The sequence below is a fragment of the Shewanella sp. CG12_big_fil_rev_8_21_14_0_65_47_15 genome, assembly GCF_002783505.1.
Classification (GTDB): Bacteria; Pseudomonadota; Gammaproteobacteria; order Enterobacterales; family Shewanellaceae; genus Shewanella.
In genome coordinates, this window is the sequence record NZ_PFGL01000006.1 from 11,361 (window position 1) to 36,828 (window position 25,468).

The 25,468-nt window shown below is 50.4% G+C and carries 19 protein-coding genes; 5 read left to right on the top strand and 14 right to left on the bottom strand.

Annotated features, from left to right (window positions below):
• The coding region (locus COW15_RS02165; protein ID WP_293629406.1) for a leucyl aminopeptidase family protein at window positions 1-1,480 on the bottom strand (1,480 nt) is incomplete at its 3' end.
• A 219-nt stretch (window positions 1,481-1,699) separates the two neighbouring features.
• Here COW15_RS02165 and COW15_RS02170 point away from each other — a divergent pair.
• The 3 genes from COW15_RS02170 to COW15_RS02180 all read left to right on the top strand — a co-directional run bounded on the left by COW15_RS02170 (window position 1,700) and on the right by COW15_RS02180 (window position 5,697).
• The gene (locus COW15_RS02170; protein ID WP_293629407.1) at window positions 1,700-3,160 is read left to right on the top strand and encodes an aminoacyl-histidine dipeptidase; all 1,461 of its coding nucleotides are present in this window, start codon (window positions 1,700-1,702) and stop codon (window positions 3,158-3,160) included.
• 240 nt (window positions 3,161-3,400) lie between these two features.
• Window positions 3,401-3,955, top strand: coding sequence for a cache domain-containing protein (locus tag COW15_RS02175; RefSeq protein ID WP_293629408.1), 555 nt, complete (start codon window positions 3,401-3,403; stop codon window positions 3,953-3,955).
• A 95-nt stretch (window positions 3,956-4,050) separates the two neighbouring features.
• Window positions 4,051-5,697 (top strand): methyl-accepting chemotaxis protein, encoded by a 1,647-nt coding sequence (locus tag COW15_RS02180; RefSeq protein ID WP_293629410.1) that lies wholly within the window; start codon window positions 4,051-4,053, stop codon window positions 5,695-5,697.
• 123 nt (window positions 5,698-5,820) lie between these two features.
• Here the strand turns inward: COW15_RS02180 and COW15_RS02185 are convergent, their stop codons facing one another.
• The gene (locus COW15_RS02185) at window positions 5,821-6,753 is read right to left on the bottom strand and encodes a DMT family transporter (RefSeq protein WP_293629411.1); all 933 of its coding nucleotides are present in this window, start codon (window positions 6,751-6,753) and stop codon (window positions 5,821-5,823) included.
• A gap of 92 nt (window positions 6,754-6,845) precedes the next feature.
• On the opposite strand from COW15_RS02185, the gene COW15_RS02190 reads away from it, so the two are divergent.
• Window positions 6,846-7,778, top strand: coding sequence for a LysR family transcriptional regulator (locus COW15_RS02190; RefSeq protein ID WP_293629412.1), 933 nt, complete (start codon window positions 6,846-6,848; stop codon window positions 7,776-7,778).
• A gap of 152 nt (window positions 7,779-7,930) precedes the next feature.
• Here COW15_RS02190 and COW15_RS02195 read toward each other — a convergent pair whose 3' ends face one another.
• The 6 genes from COW15_RS02195 to COW15_RS02220 all read right to left on the bottom strand — a co-directional run bounded on the left by COW15_RS02195 (window position 7,931) and on the right by COW15_RS02220 (window position 16,947).
• Window positions 7,931-8,731 (bottom strand): LytTR family DNA-binding domain-containing protein, encoded by an 801-nt coding sequence (locus COW15_RS02195; RefSeq protein WP_293629413.1) that lies wholly within the window; start codon window positions 8,729-8,731, stop codon window positions 7,931-7,933.
• Entirely contained in the window at window positions 8,728-9,789 is a 1,062-nt protein-coding gene (locus tag COW15_RS02200; RefSeq protein WP_293629414.1) for a histidine kinase, read from the bottom strand. Before COW15_RS02200 ends, COW15_RS02195 begins: the two co-directional genes overlap by 4 nt.
• A gap of 63 nt (window positions 9,790-9,852) precedes the next feature.
• A complete protein-coding gene (locus tag COW15_RS02205) occupies window positions 9,853-12,399 on the bottom strand; it encodes a glycoside hydrolase family 3 protein (RefSeq protein ID WP_293629415.1) in 2,547 nt (848 codons plus the stop codon).
• Window positions 12,400-12,461: 62 nt separating this feature from the next.
• Window positions 12,462-13,241, bottom strand: coding sequence for a family 16 glycosylhydrolase (locus tag COW15_RS02210; protein ID WP_293629416.1), 780 nt, complete (start codon window positions 13,239-13,241; stop codon window positions 12,462-12,464).
• 107 nt (window positions 13,242-13,348) lie between these two features.
• Window positions 13,349-16,045 carry a TonB-dependent receptor gene (locus COW15_RS02215; RefSeq protein WP_293629418.1) on the bottom strand — a complete coding sequence of 899 codons (2,697 nt, stop codon included), beginning with the start codon at window positions 16,043-16,045 and terminating at the stop codon, window positions 13,349-13,351.
• A 377-nt stretch (window positions 16,046-16,422) separates the two neighbouring features.
• Window positions 16,423-16,947, bottom strand: a complete 525-nt coding sequence (locus tag COW15_RS02220) for a MarR family transcriptional regulator (protein ID WP_293629419.1) — start codon at window positions 16,945-16,947, stop codon at window positions 16,423-16,425.
• A gap of 151 nt (window positions 16,948-17,098) precedes the next feature.
• Between COW15_RS02220 and COW15_RS02225 the strand changes: the two genes are divergently transcribed.
• A complete protein-coding gene (locus COW15_RS02225) occupies window positions 17,099-17,539 on the top strand; it encodes a cupin domain-containing protein (RefSeq protein WP_293629420.1) in 441 nt (146 codons plus the stop codon).
• A 264-nt stretch (window positions 17,540-17,803) separates the two neighbouring features.
• Here COW15_RS02225 and COW15_RS02230 read toward each other — a convergent pair whose 3' ends face one another.
• The 6 genes from COW15_RS02230 to COW15_RS02255 form a co-directional block, all read right to left on the bottom strand.
• Window positions 17,804-18,469, bottom strand: coding sequence for a LysE family translocator (locus COW15_RS02230; RefSeq protein ID WP_293629421.1), 666 nt, complete (start codon window positions 18,467-18,469; stop codon window positions 17,804-17,806).
• 655 nt (window positions 18,470-19,124) lie between these two features.
• Complete coding sequence (locus COW15_RS02235) at window positions 19,125-19,508, bottom strand: YciI family protein (protein WP_293629422.1); 384 nt, start codon at window positions 19,506-19,508, stop codon at window positions 19,125-19,127.
• A gap of 54 nt (window positions 19,509-19,562) precedes the next feature.
• Window positions 19,563-20,411: a YciI family protein gene (locus COW15_RS02240; protein WP_293629423.1), complete on the bottom strand. Its 849-nt coding sequence runs from the start codon at window positions 20,409-20,411 to the stop codon at window positions 19,563-19,565.
• 100 nt (window positions 20,412-20,511) lie between these two features.
• Window positions 20,512-21,753 (bottom strand): RNA polymerase sigma factor, encoded by a 1,242-nt coding sequence (locus COW15_RS02245; RefSeq protein ID WP_293629424.1) that lies wholly within the window; start codon window positions 21,751-21,753, stop codon window positions 20,512-20,514.
• Between the two features lie 205 nt (window positions 21,754-21,958).
• Window positions 21,959-23,035 carry a DNA polymerase IV gene (gene dinB / locus COW15_RS02250; RefSeq protein WP_293629425.1) on the bottom strand — a complete coding sequence of 359 codons (1,077 nt, stop codon included), beginning with the start codon at window positions 23,033-23,035 and terminating at the stop codon, window positions 21,959-21,961.
• A 146-nt stretch (window positions 23,036-23,181) separates the two neighbouring features.
• A complete protein-coding gene (locus tag COW15_RS02255) occupies window positions 23,182-25,185 on the bottom strand; it encodes a methyl-accepting chemotaxis protein (RefSeq protein ID WP_293629427.1) in 2,004 nt (667 codons plus the stop codon).
• Window positions 25,186-25,468: the final 283 nt, after the last annotated feature.

Genomic DNA, 25,468 nt, shown 5'->3' on the forward strand with positions numbered 1-25,468 from the left:
ACAGCGGATCTCCTTCGGTGGCACTGCCGGCAATATCTAAGTGGGTATAAGCTAAGGGGATAGGAGCATTTATCCCATGGTCAAATAGCCCTGACGCCTTCAGTAAAAACGCCGCAGGATATTGATGTCCACGGGCAGTCACCGATGACGGCGCATTATTTGAGGATAATATTTCAGCAGCACCCGAGACATCACGGATCTTGGCAAAATCTTCGCGACGCAGGCTCGACACTTCAAAGGGTTCACCCCATTGGCTCGCCTGCCGCTGTAAAGTCACGGCACATTGCTGTGCACTCGCTACCGAGTTTTCCACCGCCGCGGGATAACCGCCATAACAACGCACAACATGTCCAGTAAGCGTTGCCACCGAAAATAGTTCAGGCTTTACCGCCGACACGGCTTTAATACGCAGATGGCTCAGTAAATCCGCCAATACTAAGCGTCCTTCGGCATCGGTATTACCAATTCGTACCCGCACGCCCGCATGGCTGGTAATGATTTCATCGGTGACGAAGGCTTCGCTGCCAATGCTGTTACGCACTAAACCCAACTCGGCAATCACGCGAATCCCCTTAGGCTTGAGCATTGATAGGGTTTTAAATAACCCCGCCACGGCAGAGGCACCGCCCTTATCACGGCTCATGCCCGCCATAGCACCGCCAACTTTCAGATCGGCGCCGCCGGTATCGTAAATCACGCCCTTACCCGCAAACAGGAAAGTACGAGTCACTTCACCTTCTGGCAGATATTCTAATTTCACCACCCGAGGCTGATGACGACCGACGGCAAAGGAGGAACGCGCTACCGCGCTGAGCAGCGGATAATCTCGCTCTAAAATATCTCTGTCTTCCACTACCGCAGTTTTGATCACGCTGCCCTTAAAGGATTGCAGACAATAATCGGCAAAGGCTTTAGCCGACATGCGCTCGGGCTCTGTACCACATAAATCCCGCGCTAATACTCGGCCCGCTTCTAAGGCATTGAGTAAATTGCTGTTATGGGTTGCTAAAGATAATAACCCAATGGCCTCAAATGCAGGTGCAAGATCCGTCGCCTCACGCAGTTCTAAGGTTTGCCACAGTTCTTGACCACAGGCTAATGCCGCGACGTCAGCGGCAAAACCAAAGCGTAGATCCTTCGATGGCACTACATATAACAGCGGACGTTTGGCGCCCGCCTCTTTGGCAATGGCAATCGCCGCCCTTGCGGCATCGGCATACACACGCACGTCTACATACTCGTCGTTCACTTGGGTGACAGGCGCGATAATCAAGCGCCCCCCCGCAAGACCCGGGGCAAACAGTAATGTCGGGCTCTTACCGACACGTTTATCCACGTGGGCACCGTGCTGAGCCAATAAACCTATCTCATCAAAATCGATGGCATCCAGATCGGGTGTCACCACCACAACCGCATCCCAACCTTCACCATCAAAAATGGCACTTTCTGCTTTTACATCAACGAAGTTAACTTGAAACATGACCCATCCTTTTTCATTATTGTGCCTGCATTATTCCCGCTCTATCGCCTAATTACCAATCTAAAAGTGGTATCGACACCTTCGAAAAAACTCGAACTGGAAACTTTGGCTGCCAGCGTAACAAAAGCCTATGATACCAAGATTAATGGGTTGCCCAGAATGTGCTAGAATGGCCGCAAATTTGCCCTATACCCACAAGACCTTATGAGGGACACACCAGTGACAGCGTTAAGTCAGTTATACCCACAGCCATTATGGCAATGGTTTGAACAAATTTGTGCTATTCCCCACCCTTCTAAACACGAGCGAGCCTTAAGCCAGTACATCCAAGCATGGGCTAAAGATAAGCAACTCGCCGTAGTCGAAGATGCCGTTGGAAACTTGATCATCCGCAAACCTGCTACGCCGGGAATGGAAGATCGTAAAATTGTGGTGATCCAAGCTCATATCGATATGGTGCCACAGAAGAATGCCGATAAAGTCCATGATTTTACTAAAGATCCTATCGAAGCCTATGTCGATGGCGATTGGGTTAAAGCCAAAGGCACCACCTTAGGTTCAGATAACGGTATCGGCATGGCATCGGCGCTGGCCATTTTGGGCTCAGATGACATCAAGCACGGTCCATTAGAAGTGCTGCTGACGATCGATGAAGAAGCCGGCATGACGGGCGCCTTCGGTTTACAAGCGGGCATGCTCGATGCTGAGATCCTGATCAACACAGATTCTGAGCAAGAAGGTGAAATTTACATGGGCTGCGCCGGTGGCGTCGATGCTCAAATTACCCTGCCTATGGTGTGGCAGGCCTCTGAGCAAAGTTACTCGGCCTTTAGCCTGCATTTATCTGGCTTAAAGGGCGGTCACTCTGGAGTGAACATTCACTTAGGTCGTGGCAACGCCAACAAGTTATTGGCGCGTTTCCTTTTTGAAAATGCCGATGAGTTAGCCCTTGAACTCACTCAATTTACCGGCGGTTCACTGCGTAATGCGATCCCACGTGAAGCCAACATCAGCTTTATGTTGCCAGAAGAAAACGTCGCTGCATTAAACGAAAAAGTCGCCGAGTTTGAAGCGCTTATCCGCACTGAACTCGCCATTGCCGATCCCGATATGCGTTTAGTGTTAAACACTATCCCAACGCCAAAACGGGTGATGAGCGAAAACAGCCAAAATACCCTGATCGATTTGCTGCATGTGTGCCCGAACGGCGTGATCCGCATGAGCGATGAAGTCGAAGGTGTCACTGAAACCTCACTCAACGTAGGCGTTATCAGCACTGACGATGAACAAGTCACTATCCTGTGCCTTATCCGCTCGCTGATCGATTCTGGTCGCTCTCAAGTCGAAGGCATGTTAACGGCACTGAGCAACCTAGCCGGAGCCGATATCGATTTAAGCGGCGCTTACCCAGGCTGGATGCCAGATAACAGCTCGCCTGTGATGGCGATAGTGCGTGAAACCTACCAAGACATTTACCACAAAGAGCCTGTGATCATGGTGATCCATGCGGGCCTCGAATGCGGTCTATTCAAGAAACCTTATCCAGATATGGATATGGTCTCGATTGGCCCCACCATTCGCTATCCCCACGGACCAGACGAGATGGTGAACATCACCACAGTCGGCCAATATTGGACATTATTGCTGGCGGTACTCGAACGTATTCCAGTTAAAGCCTAACGGTTATTATTAATCGATCCCCCAATCCAAGGCCATATCTGCAAAATTCAGATATGGCCTTATTTTTATTGCCACCCAATCTACACAACAATACCCTCGATAAAAGTTTAAGGCCGAGCAGAATAACTTGAATTTTCTACTATAGTTGTTCTGTCTAACCCTAATGTATTTTTGCTTATCACGCTTGTAGAGACAACCGCTTTTCCCCCTTCAACCCTGTGACCTTAAGGAATAGAGATCATGAAATTTGCTAAAATCTTGTCAGCCGCCGCACTGCTGCTCAGCAGTAACCTCAGTTTCGCCGAAGAAGTGCCCCAAGCCGTGATCGATCTCGCCGATTCACTGATGCCATTAGGCAGAGAAGTGGTACTAGTAGATGCCGTTAAAGCACAAAATGCCCAAGGAAAGAGTTTAGATTCGATCAAAACATTAGATGAAAAATGGATCGCCACCGCAGGGATTGATGACTTTATGTCGTCCTTGATGAACAACGCAGCGGCCAAGTTTCTTGTCACCTTCGAGGCGAGCAAACCTTACTATCAAGAAATATTCCTCATGGACAATCAAGGCGCCAACGTCGCCATGACAGCTAAAACGTCGGATTACTGGCAGGGTGATGAGGATAAATGGCAAAAATCCTTCGCCAATGGTAAAGGTGATAAACACATAGGTCCGGTCAAATTTGACGAGAGTTCACAAGCCTACCTAGTACAAATTTCTATCCCAGTAATGGATGGCGATGCTGCAGTTGGTGCCATCACAATTGGGATCAATCTAGATCAATTTGGACTCTAATCGCCAGAGAACGCCAGTGATGAACCACATTGTTTTTGCATCTGAGGTTATCGCGGCCCTCACATTTCAGAGCACCCATTAAGAAGGGCGTTATTATGGAATGGTATAAAGATCTTTCCGTTAACCAGAAACTGATTTATCCGAGCCTGCTACTCGCGGGTGTCGTCATTTTCGCCTCTTCAACGGGTATCTTAGGACTCAAAGCACTGAATAGCAGTGCCAACACGCTCGCACTGGAATACTTGCCGAGCCAATCTGAGCTGCTTCAAGCCGATAAAGAGCTGTATCAGGCTCAAGTCGCCGAACGTAGCCTGATGTTTGTTAACGTAGGCACAGATTCTTACAATAGCCTTCTAAAACAGCACACTAACAGTATTTCACTCGTTAAAGAACACCTAAATAGATTTGCCGATGTGACCACAAGTCCCCTCGCAAAAGATAAACTCAACGAATTAAACCGCAGTTTCGAGGCATGGCGAGCAAGCACCACGGAAATCAGTCATCAGCGTACCCAAAATGGTCGCAATGGCCGTACCACAGCAATTGATCTGAGCTTCGGCCAAGCCGAAGTTCAATTCGAGCAATTGCATCAAAATATCAATCAGCTTATTGAAGACTTAAACAGCAACACAGCCGCTGCGGTAACCCAAGTGGACTATGATGCTAATCATGGGCAACAGATGCAGCTAATAGCCTTAACGATCAGTATCCTGATCTGCATTATCTTTATCGTTGCGCTGCCTAAACTCATCAGCAAACCACTCGCTGTGCTACTGGCAAAAATCCACGATATTACCGATGGCGATGGCGATCTGACCGAGCGGGTTCACTTGTTCTCTAAGGACGAACTGGGCGACCTTGCCAATGCCTTTAATCATTTTCTCGATAACTTACATGGCATTATCTCGCAATTTAAACAATCCACTTCAGAGCTTAATATCGCCGCCGAAGGATTGGCCAAAACCAGTGCAACGGCAAAACATACCTTGATGGATCAACAGGCTGCCACCCATAGGATCGCCGATGCTAGCGATCACATTACCGCCTCGGTGCAAGAGGTATCGATCAGCGCCAGCCATGCCGCCGATGCCGCCAAACAAGCCGATATATTTACCGCCGATGGTCAAGCAAGAGTGAAAAAAACCATCGATGTGATCCGAGAACTCGCCGTGGATGTAGGTACGGCAGAAATACAAATCAATAAACTCGAACAGGAAGGCCAGCATATAGGCCGCGTACTGGAGGTGATCCAAGCCATTGCCGAACAGACGAATCTATTAGCCCTTAATGCAGCAATCGAAGCGGCGCGGGCGGGCGAGCAAGGTCGCGGCTTTGCCGTGGTGGCCGACGAAGTTCGCTCCCTCGCCTCCAAAACGCATCAATCCACCGAAGAAATTAAGTTGATGATCGCCAATGTTCAAAATGGCACCCAAAGTGCTGTAAAGGCGATTAACATTGGTAATGAAAAAGCGATTTCGAGCGTCGAAGCCGCCAGTAATGCCGGTGAAGCCCTAGCGCATATTGCCGAAAGAGTCAGTCAGATCAACGAGATGAATAATCAAATCGCCCTCGCTGCCAAAGCGCAAACCACTATGGCCAATGAGAGCCATCAAAATATTCAGCATATTGCCGAGCAATCGGAGGACAGCTTGCGTACCACTGATGAAATCTATGCCGCGAGCGTACAACTCTCATCAATGGCGAGTAACCTCACGGCTCTGGTCAGTCGTTTTAAACTGTAAGTTGTTGAAAGTGAAAGCTTGCAAATAAGTGACCTTTTGCAAATCAGTGATGTTTGAGAAGTGCCCTCCAACGAATAAGGGAGCATAAACCCGTCGCAGTGATTATCTGAATTCAGGTGCTCCCTAGCAGCGCTTAACCACTAAGCCTCTTGCCGCACGTAGGTTGACTAACATAGGTAACATCAGCGCGAGGATCACTATGACCATCCCCACCAGCTGAATTTCCGTCACCGCCTGCCCCATGGCTAACGCCGTTAATGCCGCAAAAACGGGCACGAGATTAAAAAAGAGCGATGCCTTAGCAGGGCCAAACTCCTTAACGCCATTAATCCAAAACAAATAACCGAGCACAGTGGCGAATAGACCTATGTAGAGCACGCTAGAAAAGGCGATTGTCGACAGTCCCATCAGCTCCTGCCAAGGGTGAAACTCACCACGACCAAGTCCTATTACGGACATAGACACACTGGCAGCGACCATGCTCAGCAAGGTAAAGGGCAACACTGGCAACCAATGGCCGACCCGTTGCGAACAAATGGTATAACCACTCCACGCCAACATTCCGGCGGTAATCATCACATCACCTTGGTTAAAACTAAAATGGAGTAATTGCTGCACACTGCCGTTGGTGATCACTAGCAGCACACCCGCTAAACCGCCCACTAAGCTAAACATTTGTTGCCTGCTGAGCCATTCACGCTGTAATAGCGCATTGACGATTGAAGTCACCAGTGGGCTGAGCGCCATAATCAAGGCGCCATTGGCGGCAGAGGTATGCTGCAGGCCATTGAATAACGCCAGATTTAAGCCGCCAACACCAACCACGCCTACCAGTGCTATGACAGTGTATTGCGCCAAACTCAATTTTGGCCAAGCCTGACGAGTAAAAACGATATATATCGCCAGAGTGACTGCCGCAATGGTAAACCGCCAGAATACGAGGGATTCCCCTGACATCTCCTCCAGCACTCGCTTAGCAAGCGGAAACACACTACCCCAGCTAAAAACACAAATCAGTAGACAAACCAATGTCATGTAAGCTGTATAGGATTTCATATCGGCCTCTGGGGAGGTAATTGGGATTGAGCTTAGTTTATAAGTTTCATATATTATTAAAACTAACAAGATTGAGAGCTTAAATTCCAAATATGAAACTTAATTATTCACTCGATGATATGCGCTACTTTTGTGCGGTTGCTCAACATGGCAGCTTTAAACAGGCTGCCGTAGCATTGGATATCCCGCTTTCAACCTTGAGTCGACGAGTTGCCAAACTAGAAGAAGACTTGTCGATACGGCTACTCAATCGCGATGCTCATCGTGTGCAACTCACCCATTCAGGGCAAAAATATTACGAAAGGAGCTTGCCCCTTTTTGAAGAATTAAACGATGTGGCGGTATGTCTTCTACAAGATAAAACACAAGCAAAAGGCACCATTAGGATCTCTGCGCCAGTGAATTTTGGCGTGCTAGTATTAGCGCAGCATTTTAATGCTTTTTTGAACCAATACCCCGACATCCACTTGGATGTACGCCTGTCAAACCAAACCATAGATATTGAAGAAGAGGCCATCGACATAGCATTTCGCGTCGGTGATCATAATGCGGCTCATTGGATTGGTCGGCACTTAACAAATATTCACTTTGTCATTTGTGGTGCCGTCAATTTAGACATGTTTCAACTAAAATCTCCCGCTGATTTGGAAGGCTTTCCCACAGTCGTCTGTGCTCCAATGTCTACCTGGAAACTGCAACACAATACCTCTGGCGAGATGCAAACTTATACACCAAGCAACAACATTCGGCTCAAAGTAGACGATATCAGCTTGCTCACTCGCGCCATACAAGACGGCATAGGTATCGGCTTTATACCCGATTATCACGCCCAGCCGCTGATTGATTCTGGTGAGCTGAGGCAAGTGTTACCCGAATGGCGCAACCAGCCAAGGGGCTGTCAAATGCTGTATCGTGATCGTGACAACATGCCCTTTCGATTGCGCTTATTGATTGACTTTATGCTCAAGCGTTTTAACGACAATCCACTGCAAAAATGCCTTATTCTGACTGGCCAGATTGATTAGGGTATTCAACTCGTCTTGCAAAGTAACAAAGCCGTGTACCTGCACTGTTTTTTATTGCAATCGTTTATACCAAAAAGACAATATAAACGTTATATATCAATCACTTTTATAACTAACAAGTATATTTATCAATTCCTCCAGCACGGTAAACCTCACCCAGCCTTGCAGCCAGATAAGCTTTCTTTTAGCTGTTTGCTGTAGGTGCGACTGACTTTCAGCGATTTACTATTGGTTAAAATAACCTTGTACTCCGAGTTAATGAGTGGTTCGAGTTTTACGACATGTTGCAGATTAACGATGGTTGATTTGTGAATACGCAAGAAGCCGCCTGGCAACACCTCGTTGATCAAACTCTTCATTCTGGCGCGCATCACAGCGGTGTCCTCTTGAGTGTGTACACACATATAGTCGCCTGCGGCATCTATCCAGAGGATATCCGGGTAGGGGATCAATTGCGCCGGGTGATGCCCGTCTTGGATCACCAATTTTTCCTGCTCAATCCGATATGCCGCACTAGGTTCAGCTTGGCGAGTGGCATTTAGCAAGATGTCTCTAACTTCCAATATTTCCTGCTTGCTCGAAGCGCTATCGAGCCTAGATGACACTCTGGCGATTGCCTCGGCCAGACGTTCTCTTTTCACTGGTTTAAGTAAATAATCCAGTGCCCGTACTTCAAATGCCTGCACTGCATACTGATGAAAAGCGGTTACAAAGATGATGGCCGGACATGATTCCGGTTGAAGCTGTTTTATCAGCTCAAAACCAGACTCGCCGGGCATTTCTATGTCGAGAAAAATTAAATCCGGCGCAGATGCACTAATGAGCGTCATGGCATCGGCAACATTACAGGCATGGCCAAGGATATCTATCTGCGAAAACGATTTCAGCCTAATTGTCAGCCCTTCGATGGCGCTGTATTCATCGTCTACCAATAAGGTCTTCAACTGCTTCATTGAGTATTCTCTGACAATTCAAGCGGGATAGTGATGCTAACCCAGGCACCACCATTTTCACCATTTCCGGCGTCAAAATGGCTGGCATCTGGATAAATCAGTTGTAGCCTGTCCTGACAATTTTTCATTCCTATACCCGCGGGGGTCTGCGCCGACAAGTTAAAGCCGCTACCGGTATCGCTCACCCTAATATGCAACCGGCTGGCATCACACCTAAAGTTGACTGAAATTGCGATATTGTTTTTTTGACCTAGGCCATGTTTCAAGGCGTTCTCAATCAAAGGCTGCACTAACAAAGATGGCATTAGCGCAGTGTTACAGTCCGTGTCTGCGCTGAGCTGTACATTGAGCCCACTCTGAAACCGACACTGTTCTATATCGAGATAAGTCTGCAGTATCGCTATTTCATCTTGCACCGTTATTTTCGCCAGAGGATCTGTGTACAAGCTATAGCGTAAGAAATCACAGAGCTTCTCCAGCATAGCCACAGCATTGTCGTTGTGCTGCTTGAGAATAAGCGTACAGATAGCATTGATACTATTGAACATAAAATGCGGATTGAGCTGGTAGCGCAACATTTTAAGCTGCGACTCTTTGGCTAAGTTAAGCGCTTCGGCCGCTTTATGCTTTTGCTCGGCATTATCCAGATAGATTTTGATGCCATAGTAGCCAGCGGTCCAGGTCGCCAGCACCGTCAAGGAGGCGGATGTCCAAGTACCGAAGTCAAACCAGGTCATCGGCAGCCACCAAGTGCCATACAACCACTGCAGAGTATGCCATTTAAACAGGGTCCACAGCAGTGAAGCCGTCAGTACACAGGCAATGTGTAAGCTGATACTGACACTCGCGGGTTGCAACCTGAACTGCGCATAAAGTTTTCTTAGCAATAAGGTAATACAAAAACCACAGCAGGTATCCAGCAGTAGATGAGGAAGGTGAATTCCCCAAGGTTCCTGCCCCGCTATTTTTATCATCAGCTCGGTAAACACGGCGTAAGCCAACCAGCCACAGCACTGGGATAACCAAAACAGCTGTTTTTTCGATTCTAACTTTATCACTTCACTACCTTAGCGCCGAAACTCGTGTCGGATGCATTTACGCCCGACACGATATCACTGTTTTTACTGCCCGCAGTCAAGCACCAGCGCTGAGGGCGCCGCCGTTTTAACCAGGGCTATGTCGGCAACTGCCAGGCTAAACTGCTGTTTTGTGGTTAGCCGCAGGGCATCCTCCGCAACCTGTGGCCGGTTTGGTGCGCCATCGCAGTGCAGCGGTATTGCCAGCGTATGCCATTGGCCCAAAGCGAGACCACTAACCAGCGGCAGGATAGATCCCGAGCGCAAGCAAGACGTTTGCTGACACATCAGCTCGATACTGACATCCGCAGCGGCCGCCTGATCGAGCCGGACTTTCAGTTGCAAAAACTTATCGCGGATGGCCGGCGATAATGCCTGTGCTCTGATGTATTTCAAGCTGGCAGTGGCATTGGCGCCGCGGCTTTGCCAAACAAATTTACGGCCATCTTCCTGATAGGCCAGATTGACTGATTGCATCGATAAACTTTCACCATCGCCGCTGACGGCTGAAGGCGCATTAATGGCTTGCTGCTTTGTGCTGCTGTCCGATAATGCCCACACCATACCCTCGGCCAGATTTCTGACAAACAAAGGTAACTGTTCGCCACTGTCGTGCGGCGGCACTGCCCGAGTCATTTCAGACAGTGGCGCCAGTGCCTGACTCTCTGCATTATGGTCTGCATAGCTAAGGCCAAAACCATAGGCGAACAAGGGATCATAGAGTTTATCGTTAATATTAAGCAGGTATTGATCATCATATTTTGGCCAAGAAAAACTAAGCTTGCCGGTGAAATCATACTGAATGGCGCCACCGCTGTCGGTCAGTAACACGTCGGCAATGCCCTGCCCCTCTGAGCCGGGGAGCCAGGCAGCCACGAAAGCATCAGACGCATTGAGTTCTTTATTCACCCATAGCGGGCGGCCACTTAAAAACACTGTCACGACCGGGATATTCTGCTGCTTTAATCTTTGCAGCAGCACTAAATCACGCTTGTCGGCATGCTGATATTCTAACTGCTGAATATCACCAAACCATTCGGCGTAAGGCGCTTCGCCGATAACCACAATGGCAACATCGGGTTTGTCGATGTACCGCCCATCCTCGCTGAGTTCGGCGCTACCGCCTGCGGCTTCAATCTGCTGACGTAAGCCTGCATATATTGAGGTCGCATTGGGAAAGTCGGCATTGGTATTGTCAGTGCCCTGCCAGGAAACGCTCCAGCCTCCTGCCTGCTTGGCAATATTGTCAGCGCCGTCACCGGCAATCAGCACTCGGCTTTTGGCCGAGATGGGTAGAATATGATTGTTGTTTTTCAACAGTACCAGTGATTTTCTCACCGCCTCTCTGGCAAGCTCGCGATGCTCTGGCGCATTAAACCACTCGGGATGTCTGGATTCCGGCCGGGCGGATGGCTTGCCACGCTCGAATACTCCCCAACGTATTTTGGCACGCAAGAAACGCCTGACGGCATCGTCGAGCCGTGCGGTAGGAATCACGCCCTCTTTCACCTGACGCAGCGTGTTGTGGTAAAACGCCTCGAAGTGCTCCGGCACCATCATCACATCGACACCCGCATTAAAGGCCGCGGCGCATTGCTCCAAATCACAACCATCGACAAACTTATGGGCATTCCAGTCACTGATGACAAAGCCATCGAAGCCCATTTGTTGTTTCAGCACTTCTGTTAACAGGTAATGGTCACCATGCACGCGTTTGCCGTTCCAACTGTTAAACGATGCCATCACAGATTGCACTCCCGCAGCGATAGCCTTGTAATAACCGGCGGCGTGGATATCCCGCAGGCTTTGTTCATCGGTTACGGTATCGCCGCGGTCAATGCCATTTCCGGTGCCACCATCGCCGATAAAGTGCTTGGCAGTGGCGATGCGATGATAAAAACGTAAAAAATCATCGCCATTCTCGCCTTGTATTCCTGTCACCATAGGGCCGGCGTAGGCCGCCACTATCTCAGGATCTTCGGCGTAACTTTCAAAGGTGCGGCCCCAACGGTCATCTCTGGCCACGGCAACGGTGGGCGCGAACATCCACTCGATACCCGTTGCCGCCACTTCCTTAGCGGTCGCTTGGCCAATTCTGTGGATTAAATACGCATCTCTGGCGGCGCCCAGACCGATATTATGCGGAAATAAGGTGGCGCCGAAGACGTTGCTGTGGCCGTGCATAGCGTCAGTCCCCCACAGAGTTGGAATGCTGCTACCATCCAGGCTGCTGTCAACGGATGCGGCATACATTTCATCGGCATACTTAAGCCAGGTTTTTGCATCGGCTTGTTTCTGACCATAAGGGGCAGTATTGCCGCCATTCAGATAAGAGCCAAAGCCGTATTGACGCATTTGCTCGACACTCAGGTAGCCAATCTCGGGTTGGACTATTTGTGCAACCTTCTGCTCTAGCGTCATCTTTGCCAGTAAAGCATCGAGCTGCCGCTCTATTGCGGCATCGGGTTGCCGTGCAGAGTGGGCTTTAGGCCAGCTAACCTGGGGAATATCGGCGGCAATGCCGCGGGCAGGCAACAACACAGAACATAAAAAAAGTGTTTTGCCGATAGCGAAATGTGGAACAAAAGACATAGTTGGATCCTTTACGTCTGCAGCGGCAATGCTATGGCATTACCGCCGCCAACACGTGCGCACTAATGGGGGATGTATTCAATAAAATCGTAATAAGCCCAGCCGTTGCCACCGAAGTACTGGCCGGGGAAGTAAAAGCCATCTTGGGAGTTGTCGCCGTGCCAATGGTTAATCATGATCTTGGTGTTATCTACCGGCCAGGCATAAGCGGGGATTTCATCGGACGCCAGATAACTATCGCCATTATCTTTATAAACTGTCCTGAGGGTTTGCTCATTACCGCTGGCGTCAAACACATACCAGCGAATGTAGTTCTGGCGCCAGTCAAAACCGATAGTCAGCAAGTTTTGCTGAATATTCAGCCCGTACTGGCCAAGATCTATGTCCTGCTCCCAGCTTTGATAGGTGCCGCCCTGAGGCTGGTAAATGACATTGGTATGCACCACATTACCAAGTGAAGGTAAAAACTCGATATCAATTTCCTGCCATGCTCGGCCGGGCGCATCCCACCATGAGGTATAGGTAAAAATGGATGCGACCGTGCCTGGGGTATTACCGGTTTTCAATGCGCCCTGCACCTTGCCGTAGTGATAACTGCTGCGACTTTGCAGCTCGGAGCAACTGCCTTGACTTAGCGCCAGCGTAATACCGTGGGAGCTTGGTGAGATCATACCCGGCGCGAAGGTACAGCCAAACGGTGAGCCATTGTCCCCACTTCTGGCAGACCACAAATTAGCGTTAAATCCCCAACTGAAGTCATCTTTAAAGTATGCCGCCTGCACCTTTGTTACTGTGCACAGGCTGCAGGCCACTAACATAATGGTCAAAAATGTATTTCTCATAACGATGTCCTGTGATTGCAAAAGAGCTTGGTCCTGTGATTGCAAAAGAGCCTGCGCCCGGACCGTATTACAGCCAGCTCAGGGCGCAAGACTAACGGGGTCCGAGCTTAGAAACTAAAGCCCGCTCTGACGCCATAGTAACGTGGCATCCCAAAGCTGCCTTTGTTAATGCCTTTGCTGGTGTTGTTCCAGTACTGCACCACTTCATCGGTAGCATTATTAACAAACACTTCGGCATACCAGCCCTGGCTTTGCGGTTCATATTTTAATGAGGCATTAACCATGGTATAGGCGTCACGTTTATCCGTGATGTAGAGCGCGGCTTCGTCACTGACAGTGAAGTCCATGTCATCCAGATGTTTATCCAGATTCCAGATAGTGGTGTAGGACTCATCTTTCCAGCTCAGGTTAAACCAACCGTGCAGATAGCCAAACCGGCCTAAATCCAGGCTATGGGTATAACTGATATTGGCGGTAAACCTCGGGGTCATTGCCAGATCGTTGCCTTTAAGATTGGTTGTCAGCTGCGTATTTTCAGGATCGATTGATTCTTCATGAGACAAGCCAAACAGATATTGAGGATCGTAATCCCACTTAGTGATCCAATCATCGCTGACACGGGCTTGAGTCCAGGTCGCATAACCTGTGATGCGTCCATTCTCATAAGGCTTCCAGTCAAATTCAAACTCGATCCCTTTGATGGCTGAGGCCGGTACGTTCTGGGTGAAATACGCAATCACAGCTTGGTTCTGGTAATCGAGTACTGGCATGCCATTTTCATCGAGAATTGGCGCCCCGTCTTCGTCTTTAACCGGCGACAGACGTTCAACATTGCCAATTGAGCCGACAGAGGCGTACTGCATATTGGTATAGTCAGTGTAAAAAAACGCGGCTTGTAGATTGAGTGAATTATCCAGAAAGCTTGATTTTGCGCCCAGCTCTAAGGTCAAGACCTCTTCAGGATCAAACTGGGTTTCGATGCGGCTTACTTCTCCGGTTCTGTCATTAACCACTTCAAAGACATCACCAATACCACCGGCCTTAAAACCCGAGGCCAGATAGCTGTACAGCATAGTGTCCTGGCTCAGGTTGTAATCCAGCCCAATTCTGAAGTCATTATTTTGCCACTGGCCTTTATTGTCATTTTCAAAATAGGAGGCATACAAAGCGGGGTCATTAAAATAATCCGCCGGCAACTCGCTCAGTGTGGTCCGGTTCAGCCAGCCTGGCGCACAGCCATCGGCATTAGAGCAACGATAAGTGCGGCCGCCTTTATCCTGTTTGGTCTCGTGGCTGTAACGGTAGCCCAAGGTAAGATGCAGATCATCGGTTAGATTGTAGGTTGCCTGGCCAAACAGCGCATAGGCATCGGTTGAACGATCCGGCTGATCCCAGAACGCTTTGTCATCCATTGGGTTGTCGTAATAACCCAGTGTCGTGGTCTTTTCATGGAAGTAATTAATCCCCGCTATCCAAATCAGATCGCCGAATTCGTCAGACTGCAGCTGAAGCTCACTCGAGTAAGACTCGGCACCGGTACCGTCAAGGAAATAGATAGCGCCGTCCCACGGGTCCAGTCCGACTTCACTGTCCTGAGCGGACGATCTGTCCATTTTTTCATAACCGAGCAGCCATACTAGGCTCAACTCATCACTCAGGCTGTAATTCAAGGTATTACGCAGATAGGTAATATCCAGGTTCAGTTCACCCGGCAGGTTAACAACGGCCTGATAGGTATTATCACTGGGCAAAAACGACGAACAATCGCCACCATATTCGGCTGGCCGATCACGCAATTGATCACAGTTAACCAAATCTAACGAACCGGCGCTGTGGTTTACATATTGCTGAAAAACGGTGTGGTTGCTAAACATCCCATGCGCGGGTTGCCACAGGGTGCTGATACGAAACGAATATTCGTTGGCATTGTTGTAAAAATCGGCCTTGTCAGCCGATGTCAGCGCACGCACACGTTGAGCCTCAGGATCTGTGCCAGCGTTGTCTATCCACCAGTTCTCCTTCTGTGTCACGGTAGAGCCAATCCCTTGGTATGAATCTTCAGAGATCACCGGAGCGTTCAGAACTTGATCACTAAGGTGGCGGGTGTCGTACTGATTCGGATCCCAATATCCTTCTAGGTAAGAATCCCGCTTTACACCTTTTGCGGCTATGCGCACGGCAAAATCGTCATTCAGTGGGATATTGACAAAGCCGTCCAGATTCTTGCTATTGAAATTACCGGCTTCGGCATTCAAATTGCCGGAAAAACCACTAAAATCAGGCTTCGCCGAGAGGACATTAATACTACCGACAGTCGAGTTTCGACCAAACAAGGTCCCCTGCGGTCCACGCAATACTTCAACCCGCTCGACATCGTACATCAGCGCCAATGCCCCCTGCATGCGGGGCGAGTAAATGCCATCTAAATGCACGCCAACGGCAGGATCGCCCAGTTCGGTGATATTGGTAGAGCGTATACCGCGCATGGAAATAACGGGGGCGGCCTGATCCGTCGCGGTAGAAATATCGAGTCCCGGCACTAAATCGGCGATGTCTTTAATATTATTCGCCCCGTTTTGCCTCAGTTGCGCCTCGCTCAGCGCTGAGATGGCAACGGGTGTTTCCATCAAGCGGGTTTTACGTTTTGTGGCCGTTACCGAAATCACTTCGATTGCAGTGTCATTTTCTACTGTGCTTGGTGTTGTTGACGTCTCCTCGCCCTTTTCCTGCTGGGCTTCCTGGCCGATAACCGGCAACGAAAACGCCATGATCATCGCCAATGTGATGCTATTAAGCTTCTGCATGTATCCATTTCCCCAAAAATGTAGGTGTGCTTAGTTGTTGCAGGTACCACTATCCTGCAGCTGTTGTTTTTTTCACCACACTAGGTGTCACTGGCCACGAAGACTATAGCGATTCGATAAAGCGAATCGCTGATAATACAAACCGATAATTGTTAGCCGCAGGAGGAATGTTTAATCTCAAAAGGAAGGGCTATGACTGTCAGTGGCGTTTGGGTTTTTATCATCATAAACACGCTGCATTATTCATGAGTGTCAATGATCAAGACATCCCGCAGTCTAGCTCGTGTATCTGACACCCGGCTGCAACTTTGCGTGAGTTGGACCTCAGTGCAATTTGCGGATTAAATCGGCGCGTTCAAAAGTCCAGTGAAGCAAGCTTAGAGCACCCCAACGCCACTCTCCAACTCAACACTCTCCAATTCAACACTCCGAGCCAACTTGGTCAACAAAGCAACCAATTGCTCCTGCTCTTTCTCTGTCAGAGCATCAACGATTTGATTCTCTAGCGCCATGTCTTCAGCAAAGGCGACTTCGATGACGGCTCTACCTTCATCGGTTAGCTGTACCAGGGAACTGCGCTTGTCATTGGGGTCCGCTTGTCGGCTGACATAACCCAATTTGGTCAGCCGGTGCAATCTATCTGTAAGACCGCTTGAAGTGATCATCAAAGTTTGAAACAACTCGGTCGGACGCAGCGAAAAAGGCGCGCCGGAACGACGCAACGTTGCCAGAACATCGAACTGTCCCGTATCCAATCCGTGCTTGCTGAAAATGGCCTCGATCTGCGGACGAGCGGCCAGAGTGATACGTCGCGCACGAGCCAGTATGCACATGCCGCGCAGCGATAGCTCAGGAATTTCTTTACTCCATTGGTGTTCAACTCGTCTTACATGGTCTTCCATCGAAAATCCTATATCTGAACTTCTGTTGCGATTATATGGCGTTACAGTATACCCACATTTACCTCGACAGCGAGACAAATTACTTCTAACATGTCTCGGTGGCGAGATAAATTACAAGCAATGGAACCCATTTTTTAAAAAGGAGATCACCATGGATCACACTTCAAAACCTATTCAAACCCATAAGATGCCCTGGATGCCGCTGACCGAGGGGCTTTGGGTAAGGCCATTACGACTTGTGGGCGAAGAGCGAACACTGCAACTGAGGGTTGATCCTGGAGTAACCATTCCACCACATAGGCATACAGGCTTCGTGCATGCGTTGAATTTAAGCGGTCATCGTCAACTTTCAAACGGTCATATCGCCGGTCCCGGTGATTATGTTTATGAACCCCCGAGTAACCTGGATACTTGGTCTTGTATCGGCGATGAGCCCTGCGTGATCCAAATCACCATGTCCGGTCGAGTGGAAAATATCGATGAAGACGGTAATCTGCTGAGCTATACGGATACGGCGAAACTGCGGGAAAAGTACCTGGAGTGGTGTAAGCAGGAAAGTCATGTACCAGTGGCAATTGGCGCATGTGACTAGAGAAAGCCGCTGCAAGCATTAGTTTCTGTCGTGATCAGCTCAGACTGGCCACGGCTTTATTGTTACGCAGTCGACTCGTTCGGACCATGATCCCAATGTGGACGCCCCTAATGCGGACCGCGTTAATAGCGGCCCAGGTTTTATAGGCCTATATGCACAAGGGTGACACACCAATACTTGGTAATCATCCTGAAGCGCATCATCTTGATGTTTTGTAATGGGTGGCCTGATTCTCGTGTGATTCTCCGTGCTGACAGAAAAGCATCAGCTTCTGTCACTCAGAGCCAACTTGATACCGAAAGACACGAACACCAGGCCAACGGTACGATTCAGCCAGTGACCTATGACGGCACTGGCCTTGAGCTTCCGGCTGGCGAAGGCCGATGACAGCGCCAGGAAGTGGCACCAGAGCATGCCATTGAGATTGAAGATGGCGCCGAGGAGGATGAAGGCCAGCGCCTTGTCCGGCGCTTCGGGGGCGATGAACTGGGGCACGAATGCCAGGAAAAACAACGCTACCTTAGGATTCAGCACATTGCTGAAGAAACCCTGCACAAAGATGCGCCGATAGGAAAGCCCCGGCAGATGAACAGGCGCTTCGGCGGCGCCGGGCTTGCGCTTGCTGAGCAGCAAGGCAACCCCGACATAGAGCAGATAGGCGGCGCCTATGAATTTAACCAGAGTGAAGGCCCAGGTAGAAGTCGCGAGGATGGCAGACAGGCCCAGGGCCGCCGCCAGAATATGAATACAGGTACCGGCACCTATGCCGAGTGCGGCGGCCGAACCCGCTCGCCAGCCCTGGCTTGCGCTGCGCGCCATGATGAGCAGGGAGTCGGGACCGGGCGTCATGTTGAGCAACAGGCCTGAGACGATAAACAGCAGCAGATCTTGGGTTCCGAACATCACATATTCCTTGGGTAGTAAATCCATTTCTGAATGGACCAAGGGCGATAATTTACTCTTAAAATCGTCCCGAGGCACGCCGAATTTGCTCATCGATTACATGCGATCTGCTGCCGCATCCAACTGTTACTCTTGCATGGCCTCGCTGTCGGTTATTCTTGGAATCTAGGGAGTACATAACAAGAATGGCCCTAATCTCCATTCAAACTCTAAATGGTTGTTCCGAATTGTAGATCACTTAATAGGATGGCAGGGCATCACTTAGCAGGCCCTCTGCGCCAAGGATGGCGCGGTGGAGCCCTCAGGGAAGAGTTCGTGGCGTGCCTGTGTGCGATGCCATGCCATAGGGCATAATTAGGACCAATTGTTTAGTGTCAAATTGATACTCCCCAACAGCACTGTTGCGCCAGTGACCTTCGGCGGCAGGGTGAGCATTGCATAGCGATTGCCGCGAACGAAAGCCATAGGCTCATGAGCGAGAGGAATGGAAGCCGAGCTGACCTTGTATATGGACATATTTGCGAACTGGCTGTTGTGCATGGACGCATTTACCGCCGGGTAAAATAGCCAGAGGCCATTTCAACAGGGTTTGCCTATTCAGGCATTAAGCTTGCGGCTAATAAAAAGGGCGGGCAATGCTCAAAGATGCAATGCCCGCCCCTCATCTGCTGCGGCGAGTCTGTCAACCCGCCTGACGAGGGCCGCCGTTGTTTTCGGCTTGCAGCTCCCGAACTGGGCGCACTTCCACGCAGCCATAGCGAGCAGGTGGGATCTTGGCCACTAGGGTGACCGCCTCGTTCAGATCCTTGGCCTCCAGCAGGTAATAACCCGCCAGCTGCTCCTTAGTTTCGGCGAAGGGGCCATCGGTAGTCAGCAACTTGCCGTCGCGCACTCGCACAGTAGTCGCCGTATCCACCGACTCCAGCGGGTTGCCACCGAGGTAATGACCCGCCAGCTGTAGCCGCTCGCCGCAGGCGATGCACTCGCGGTTGAGTTCATCCCACTGCTGCTGTGACAGCTGCTGCATGGCAGCTTCCTGGAAATAGACCAGTGCCAGATATTTCATCCTGCCTCCTGCGTTGGTAAGAAAGAGTGTTTTCTAAATGAACCCCGACCAGACTCAGCCCTTGTTCCTGCCGTTGACCATCCAGGGGATGCCAAAGGCGTCGACCAACATACCAAAGCCCTCAGACCAGAAGGTTTCGGCGAACGGCATCAGCAATTGCCCGCCTTCGGCCAGCATCTCAAAGGTCTGCCGCGCCTGGCTCAGGGAGTCGATTTGCAGCTGAACGAAGAACCCTTGGGGTTGCTGATAGCGCCCCTCCGGCACGTCCGAGCCCATCAGAGTGCCGCCGCCGAAGGACAAACAGGCATGCATTATGCCGTCGGGGGCAAAGCCGCAGCCCTCGCCCGCTTCATTGCTTTGGGGCATATCTGGCATATCGGCGAAGCGCAGCATCATCTCTATCTTGCCGCCGAGGAGCTGCTCATAGCGCTCGAACGCCTCGCGGCAGTTGCCGTCGAAGTTGAGATAGGTGCAGGATGAGCTAGGCTGGCGAGTCAGGCGGTCGAACACCTCGGCGGTCTGGGTTATGCCCTCGCCCGGGGCGAAGTCGGCCAGTTCGAACATCCGCCTCAGCTCCAGCTCGACATTGCCGTCGCCGTCGAGCCTGGGCCACTGCTGCATCCACGCCAGCGCCTCGGCCCTGTCCTTCACCTGGATGATGGTATAACCCGCCACCAGGTTATCCGTGTCTTCGAAGGGGCCATGCACCACCGACGGCTGGCCGTCGCGAAAGCGAATGCGCGCTCCCTCGACGCTGGGTTGCAGTCCTTGGCCGTCCACCAGCACCCCGGCCTCGAGCAAGCGCTCGTTGAACTTGGCCATCTCGCCAATCAATTGGTCGCTCGGCATCATGCCACGTTCTGTGCTGGCATCGGCCTTTCTGATCACCATGAATTTCATCATCTCGCTCCTTTTAAGTCAGATCCATTAAGTGAGATCCGTTAAGTTAGTTCCGTTAACTAGTCGAACCGCGGACGGCGATTTCGACAGGGGACAAAAAAAATCAGCACTTTTTTTCACACTCCTGCAGCCGCGCCTGCAGGAAGCGCCGCTCGCTCGCCTGCTGGCAGAGGCGCAGCGCGGCCCGGTAGTCCTCGGCGGCCTCGGCAAATCGTTGCAACCGGCGCAGTAAGTCGGCCCTGACGGCATACGCCAGATGGTAGTCCATCAGCTCACCGCTAGCTAAAAGTGGCTCTATCAACCTCATGGCCGATGTCGGCCCATCAGCCATAGCTACGGCCACTGCGTGATTGAGCGCCACTACTGGACTTGGAAAACGTGCGAGCAATACAGAGTACAGGCCGGCGATTTGACGCCAGTCAGTTTCCTTGTAGTCGGCGGCCTCGGCATGCACTGCGGCGATGGCCGCCTGCAGACCATAGTAACCGGCGACATCGGCGATCAGCGCCTTGCTGGTCCAGTCAAGGCCCTCGGTAATTTGCTCCCTGTTCCATAAGCTGCGCTGCTGCGCCTCCAGCAAGATGATATCGCCAGCAGCATCCACTCTTGCATGGCTGCGCGAGTCCTGCAGCAACATCAGACCAAGCAATCCCATGGCTTCGCCGCTCGCTTGCGGTAACAGGGCGCACAGCCAGCGTGCTAGGCGGATGGCCTCTGTGGTCAACTGAGTACAAAGCAACTCATCTCCCGAGCTGGCCCCGTAGCCTTCGTTGAATACCAGATAAATGATCTGCAACACGGCTTCGAGTCTGGCCCCGAGCTGCGCTAGTGGCGGGACTTCATAGGGGATGTTGGCGTCACGGATCTTATTCTTGGCCCTGACGATACGCTGGGCTATCGTCGGCGCCTTGACTAGAAATGCCCTAGCTATCTGCTCAGTAGTGAGTCCGCATACCTCCCTCAGGGTCAGCGCCAACTGCGCCTCTCTGGACAGAGCTGGATGGCAGCAGACAAAGATAAGTCGTAGCCTGTCATCTTCTATCTCGGGATCGTCCCAAGGATCAAATGTAGCCGAATGCCGTTCTAGCTCCGTCAACTGGGGTAACAGGCATTGTTCGAAGTGACTGCGCCGCCTCAGGCTGTCGATGAGTTTGTAACGGCCGCAGGAAATGAGCCAGGCTCTAGGGTTGGCGGGAATGCCTCGCTCAGGCCACTGTTCCAGAGCCGCTAGACTCGACTCCTGCAGAGCCTCTTCGGCCAAATCGAAGTCCTTGAGCAGCCGCAGTAGAGTGGCAAATGCTGGCCGTGAATTGTCTCTGAGTAGCTGTTGAATTTCTTGCGTCATCGCGCTTGTTGCCCGAGTTAGAAAGCTCAATCTCCCGAGACTAGCATGAAAATATTGAAGAAAATAAGTCCCTGCACGATAAAATCCAAAGAGGGTAAGTGTGCGTAAACCTCACTCCTAACCAGTCTTAGGCCGCAGCAAACCATGAAGGGGCTGTATGTCTGTGAGATGGGTAACGCCGTGAGGGATTTACGAAAAGTTATGGCTAGAGCGCCAAATCCAACTGGGTCAGCTGCGCTTCGGCGGCCCTACCATTTTCAATCTTGCTCGCCAGTCCAACCGATATCCCCAGTAAACGGATCCCGCGACCCTCTTGCCTTGCCATCGCCTGTGCCAGTAGATCATAAAACATCACAATCGAGACTTCATCGCTGCGGTGCTCGATGGTGGTTTGCTTGAAATCGTTAAACTTGAGTTTGACCACTTGCTTGTGAATTTTGCGCTCCTTAGCGCTGCGGCTCAAACGTAGGGCTAATTCTTGGATCAATCCCGGCATCACCTGTTGGCACTGCTCTAGGCTATAAATATCCTTCGCCAGCGTGGTTTCAACACCGACAGATTTACGCTCTTGACCGATGGAAATACCCCGTTCATCAATACCATGGGCACGTTCAATCAAGACAGCGCCAAATTTACCGAATCGCGCCAATAACTCGGGTTTAGAATAGGCTTGCACATCACCACAGGTATTGAGCCCGAGTGAGGAGAGCTTTTCGGCGGTGACTTTGCCGACACCGGGAATTTTACGTAGCGATAGCGTTTTAACAAACTCGGAAAGCGTCTCAGGGGTGATCACATATTGGCCGTTTGGCTTATTCAGATCCGAGGCAACCTTAGCTAAAAACTTCACTGGGGCTATGCCTGCCGAAGCGGTTAACCCAGTTTCGGCTAAGATATCGCGGCGAATGGCCTGCGCAATCAAGGTCGCAGAGCCCTTATATTGTTGGCACTCACTCACATCCAAATAGGCTTCATCTAAGGACAAGGGCTCAATCAATGGGGTGTAGCGGGAGAAGATTTCACGAATTTGCAGCGACACTTCTTTGTAAACCTGCATCCGCCCTGAAACCAAAATAAGATCGGGGCACAACTTAAAGGCATAGGCGGTCGCCATCGCTGAACGCACACCAAATTTACGTGCCTCGTAACTGCAAGTGCTGATCACTCCACGGCGATCGCTACTGCCGCCCACGGCTAAGGGCTTGCCACGGTACTCGGGAAAGTCGCGCATTTCCACTGCGGCAAAATAGCAGTCCATATCGATGTGAATAATTTTTCGCACGTTGAATTCCTCCAACGTCAAAAATACTGTATATAAAAACAGTAATCAAGTACTGCTCATCAATTTGAATGGAATAAGGCGAAAGCAAAAAATAAAAGGAGCCTAAGCTCCTTTTGTGAGTGCACGATAAGCCAGCCCGCTTAGGCTTAGATCTTAAATTGGCCGATATTGCGAGTGAGCGCGCGGGTCATATCCTCAAAGCCTTGCAGACTTTGGGACAGATCCTGACTCGATAGCAGAGACTGATCCGACAGCCCGCGCACATTCTCAACATTCTGGGCCACTTCCTCCGCCACCACGGCTTGTTGACCAATAGCAACGGTAATTTCTACCGTTTGCTGCTGGATTGACGCAATCGCCGTGGCAATATCATTTAGCGCCGCTTCGACCTGAGTCGTTAACGCTTGACCCGCTTTCGCCTGCTCGACACCCGACTCCATCACTTGCTCGGCTTGCAGGGCGCTCTGTTGCAGTGTTTGGATAATGCCTTGAATATTGGCGGTAGAATCTTGGGTACGGGATGCAAGAGTACGTACTTCATCGGCTACCACGGCAAAGCCACGGCCCTGCTCACCCGCCCGCGCCGCTTCAATCGCCGCATTCAATGCTAATAGATTGGTCTGCTCGGCAATATTACGGATCACACTCAGGACTTCACCGATTTGCTCTGAACTGCTGCGTAAGTGTTTAATCACTTTCGCCGCTTCAATCACTTGCTGGGATAGCGCCTTCATACCTTCGGTCGCGCGGGAAACGATTTGCGTACCATCGCAGGCCTGAGTTTGTGCCTTCTCGGCAAAATCATTCGCCCGCTGGGCACTCACTGCCATTTCTTGGCTGGTTTGCGCCATTTGCGTTGCGGCGGTGGCAACCGAATCTATTTGTTGCTTCTGCGAGGATACCGACGACACCGCTAAGTCGCAGATCTGCCGAGCATCGACAACGCCCGTGCCCACCTCTTGGGTTAAACTACGGGTATCCAACAACATTTGCTGCACTTTCTCGGCGAAGCGGTTAAAAGCATCACCCAGCTTACCTAACTCGTCTTCCCGCTGCATAAGAATACGCTGAGATAAATCGCTATCACCTTCGGCAATGTCTTCCATCGCATCGAGCAGCTTAGACAGCTGACGCCTAAAGGGCAGCAACATCAACCAAACCGTCATCCCCACTAAGATCATAATGCCGATGGCAACAAAACAGGCATTCCAAAATGCCGCCGTAACGGGAGCTTCAATCACCTCGTGGGGCAACATAAAGGCTAAGTGCCATTTTTGTTTGGGATAATCACCGCCAACGGACACAAAGACCACGCGCTGGGGAACACCATTGAAGGTGACTTCAGCAAAACCCTCGGGCTCACGCTGCATCTGCTGTCTTAATGCAGTAAAACCTGCAGTGTCCTTAAATTGACTATCGACTTGATTGGCTAATGACCCTGGAGGAAAGCGCTCGGAGAAACCAGGGAAATACACCAACTTACCTTCATCCGTCATCAAGAAGGCTTGGCCGAAATTACGGTATTTGATCGGTGCCAGCAGGGATTTACCAATAGTATCAATCAAAATATCCATGCCGCCGATCCCAATCAGCTCACCATTAGCCCCATAGACAGGGGTTTTAACCGTGGCAGAAATTGAACCATCGTTCGCATCGACCGCTGGATCGCCAACAAACAGGCCACGCTGATCAATCGCCTCCTGCCACCAAGGGCGCTTATTGGTGTAATAGTTAGGATCGCCATCGAAACGGCCATTTAGATCAAAATATTCAAAGGTATTGGCCGAGCCGAAGAATACCGATTTCACATCGCTATCACGTTCGGAGAACGACTTAAAATAGCGAATAATATCTTGGTACTGCACATCAGCGGCGAGGTTACTGCCCCGGGCATGGTACTGACTAAACCAATTGATTAACCCGGGCTCGGCAAACACCGAATGGATCACTTGCCCCTTGGCAACAAAGTAACCACTGATCTCGTTGGCTTTTAACGCTACCAGCGCCGAAATATCCGCATCCACTTGTTTACGGGTATTGTTACTTTCTTTATTAACAAGCAAAGCAGCGACTAAAGTGAGGAGTACAGCAAGCGCCCCAACGATAGTCACCACCAACTGTAAACTGAGAGAGCGTTTTATATATTCCATTAATCTTCCCGTCTGGCTGAACTATAACTGACAAAAGGCGTACAAAAACAGTTTCACACGGTAACAATTTTTACCGACTAACAACAGATGAAATGCTCAGAAAATACGTAAACAAGTATTTGTAAAGACATAAGAATAGTCATTTAACACTATTTGCTAAATTTGATAAAGATCACAGATGATGAGTTGGTGAAATAACTATTTCACAGTCAGTTAGACTATATACTCAAATTAAAGGGGAGCCGCTGTCAGTCTAAGCTCACTCAGCAAGCTCCGTCTCTTG

Bases quoted from the DNA above. Each gene is read 5' to 3' on its own strand.
- COW15_RS02175 (WP_293629408.1), top strand. From the start codon at position 3,401: ATGAAATTTGCTAAAATCTTGTCAGCCGCCGCACTGCTGCTCAGCAGT.
- COW15_RS02180 (WP_293629410.1), top strand. From the start codon at position 4,051: ATGGAATGGTATAAAGATCTTTCCGTTAACCAGAAACTGATTTATCCG.
- COW15_RS02185 (WP_293629411.1), bottom strand. From the start codon at position 6,753: ATGAAATCCTATACAGCTTACATGACATTGGTTTGTCTACTGATTTGT.
- COW15_RS02190 (WP_293629412.1), top strand. From the start codon at position 6,846: ATGAAACTTAATTATTCACTCGATGATATGCGCTACTTTTGTGCGGTT.
- COW15_RS02195 (WP_293629413.1), bottom strand. From the start codon at position 8,731: ATGAAGCAGTTGAAGACCTTATTGGTAGACGATGAATACAGCGCCATC.
- COW15_RS02205 (WP_293629415.1), bottom strand. From the start codon at position 12,399: ATGTCTTTTGTTCCACATTTCGCTATCGGCAAAACACTTTTTTTATGT.
- COW15_RS02210 (WP_293629416.1), bottom strand. From the start codon at position 13,241: ATGAGAAATACATTTTTGACCATTATGTTAGTGGCCTGCAGCCTGTGC.
- COW15_RS02215 (WP_293629418.1), bottom strand. From the start codon at position 16,045: ATGCAGAAGCTTAATAGCATCACATTGGCGATGATCATGGCGTTTTCG.
- COW15_RS02220 (WP_293629419.1), bottom strand. From the start codon at position 16,947: ATGGAAGACCATGTAAGACGAGTTGAACACCAATGGAGTAAAGAAATT.
- COW15_RS02225 (WP_293629420.1), top strand. From the start codon at position 17,099: ATGGATCACACTTCAAAACCTATTCAAACCCATAAGATGCCCTGGATG.
- COW15_RS02230 (WP_293629421.1), bottom strand. From the start codon at position 18,469: ATGGATTTACTACCCAAGGAATATGTGATGTTCGGAACCCAAGATCTG.
- COW15_RS02235 (WP_293629422.1), bottom strand. From the start codon at position 19,508: ATGAAATATCTGGCACTGGTCTATTTCCAGGAAGCTGCCATGCAGCAG.
- COW15_RS02240 (WP_293629423.1), bottom strand. From the start codon at position 20,411: ATGATGAAATTCATGGTGATCAGAAAGGCCGATGCCAGCACAGAACGT.
- COW15_RS02245 (WP_293629424.1), bottom strand. From the start codon at position 21,753: ATGACGCAAGAAATTCAACAGCTACTCAGAGACAATTCACGGCCAGCA.
- COW15_RS02255 (WP_293629427.1), bottom strand. From the start codon at position 25,185: ATGGAATATATAAAACGCTCTCTCAGTTTACAGTTGGTGGTGACTATC.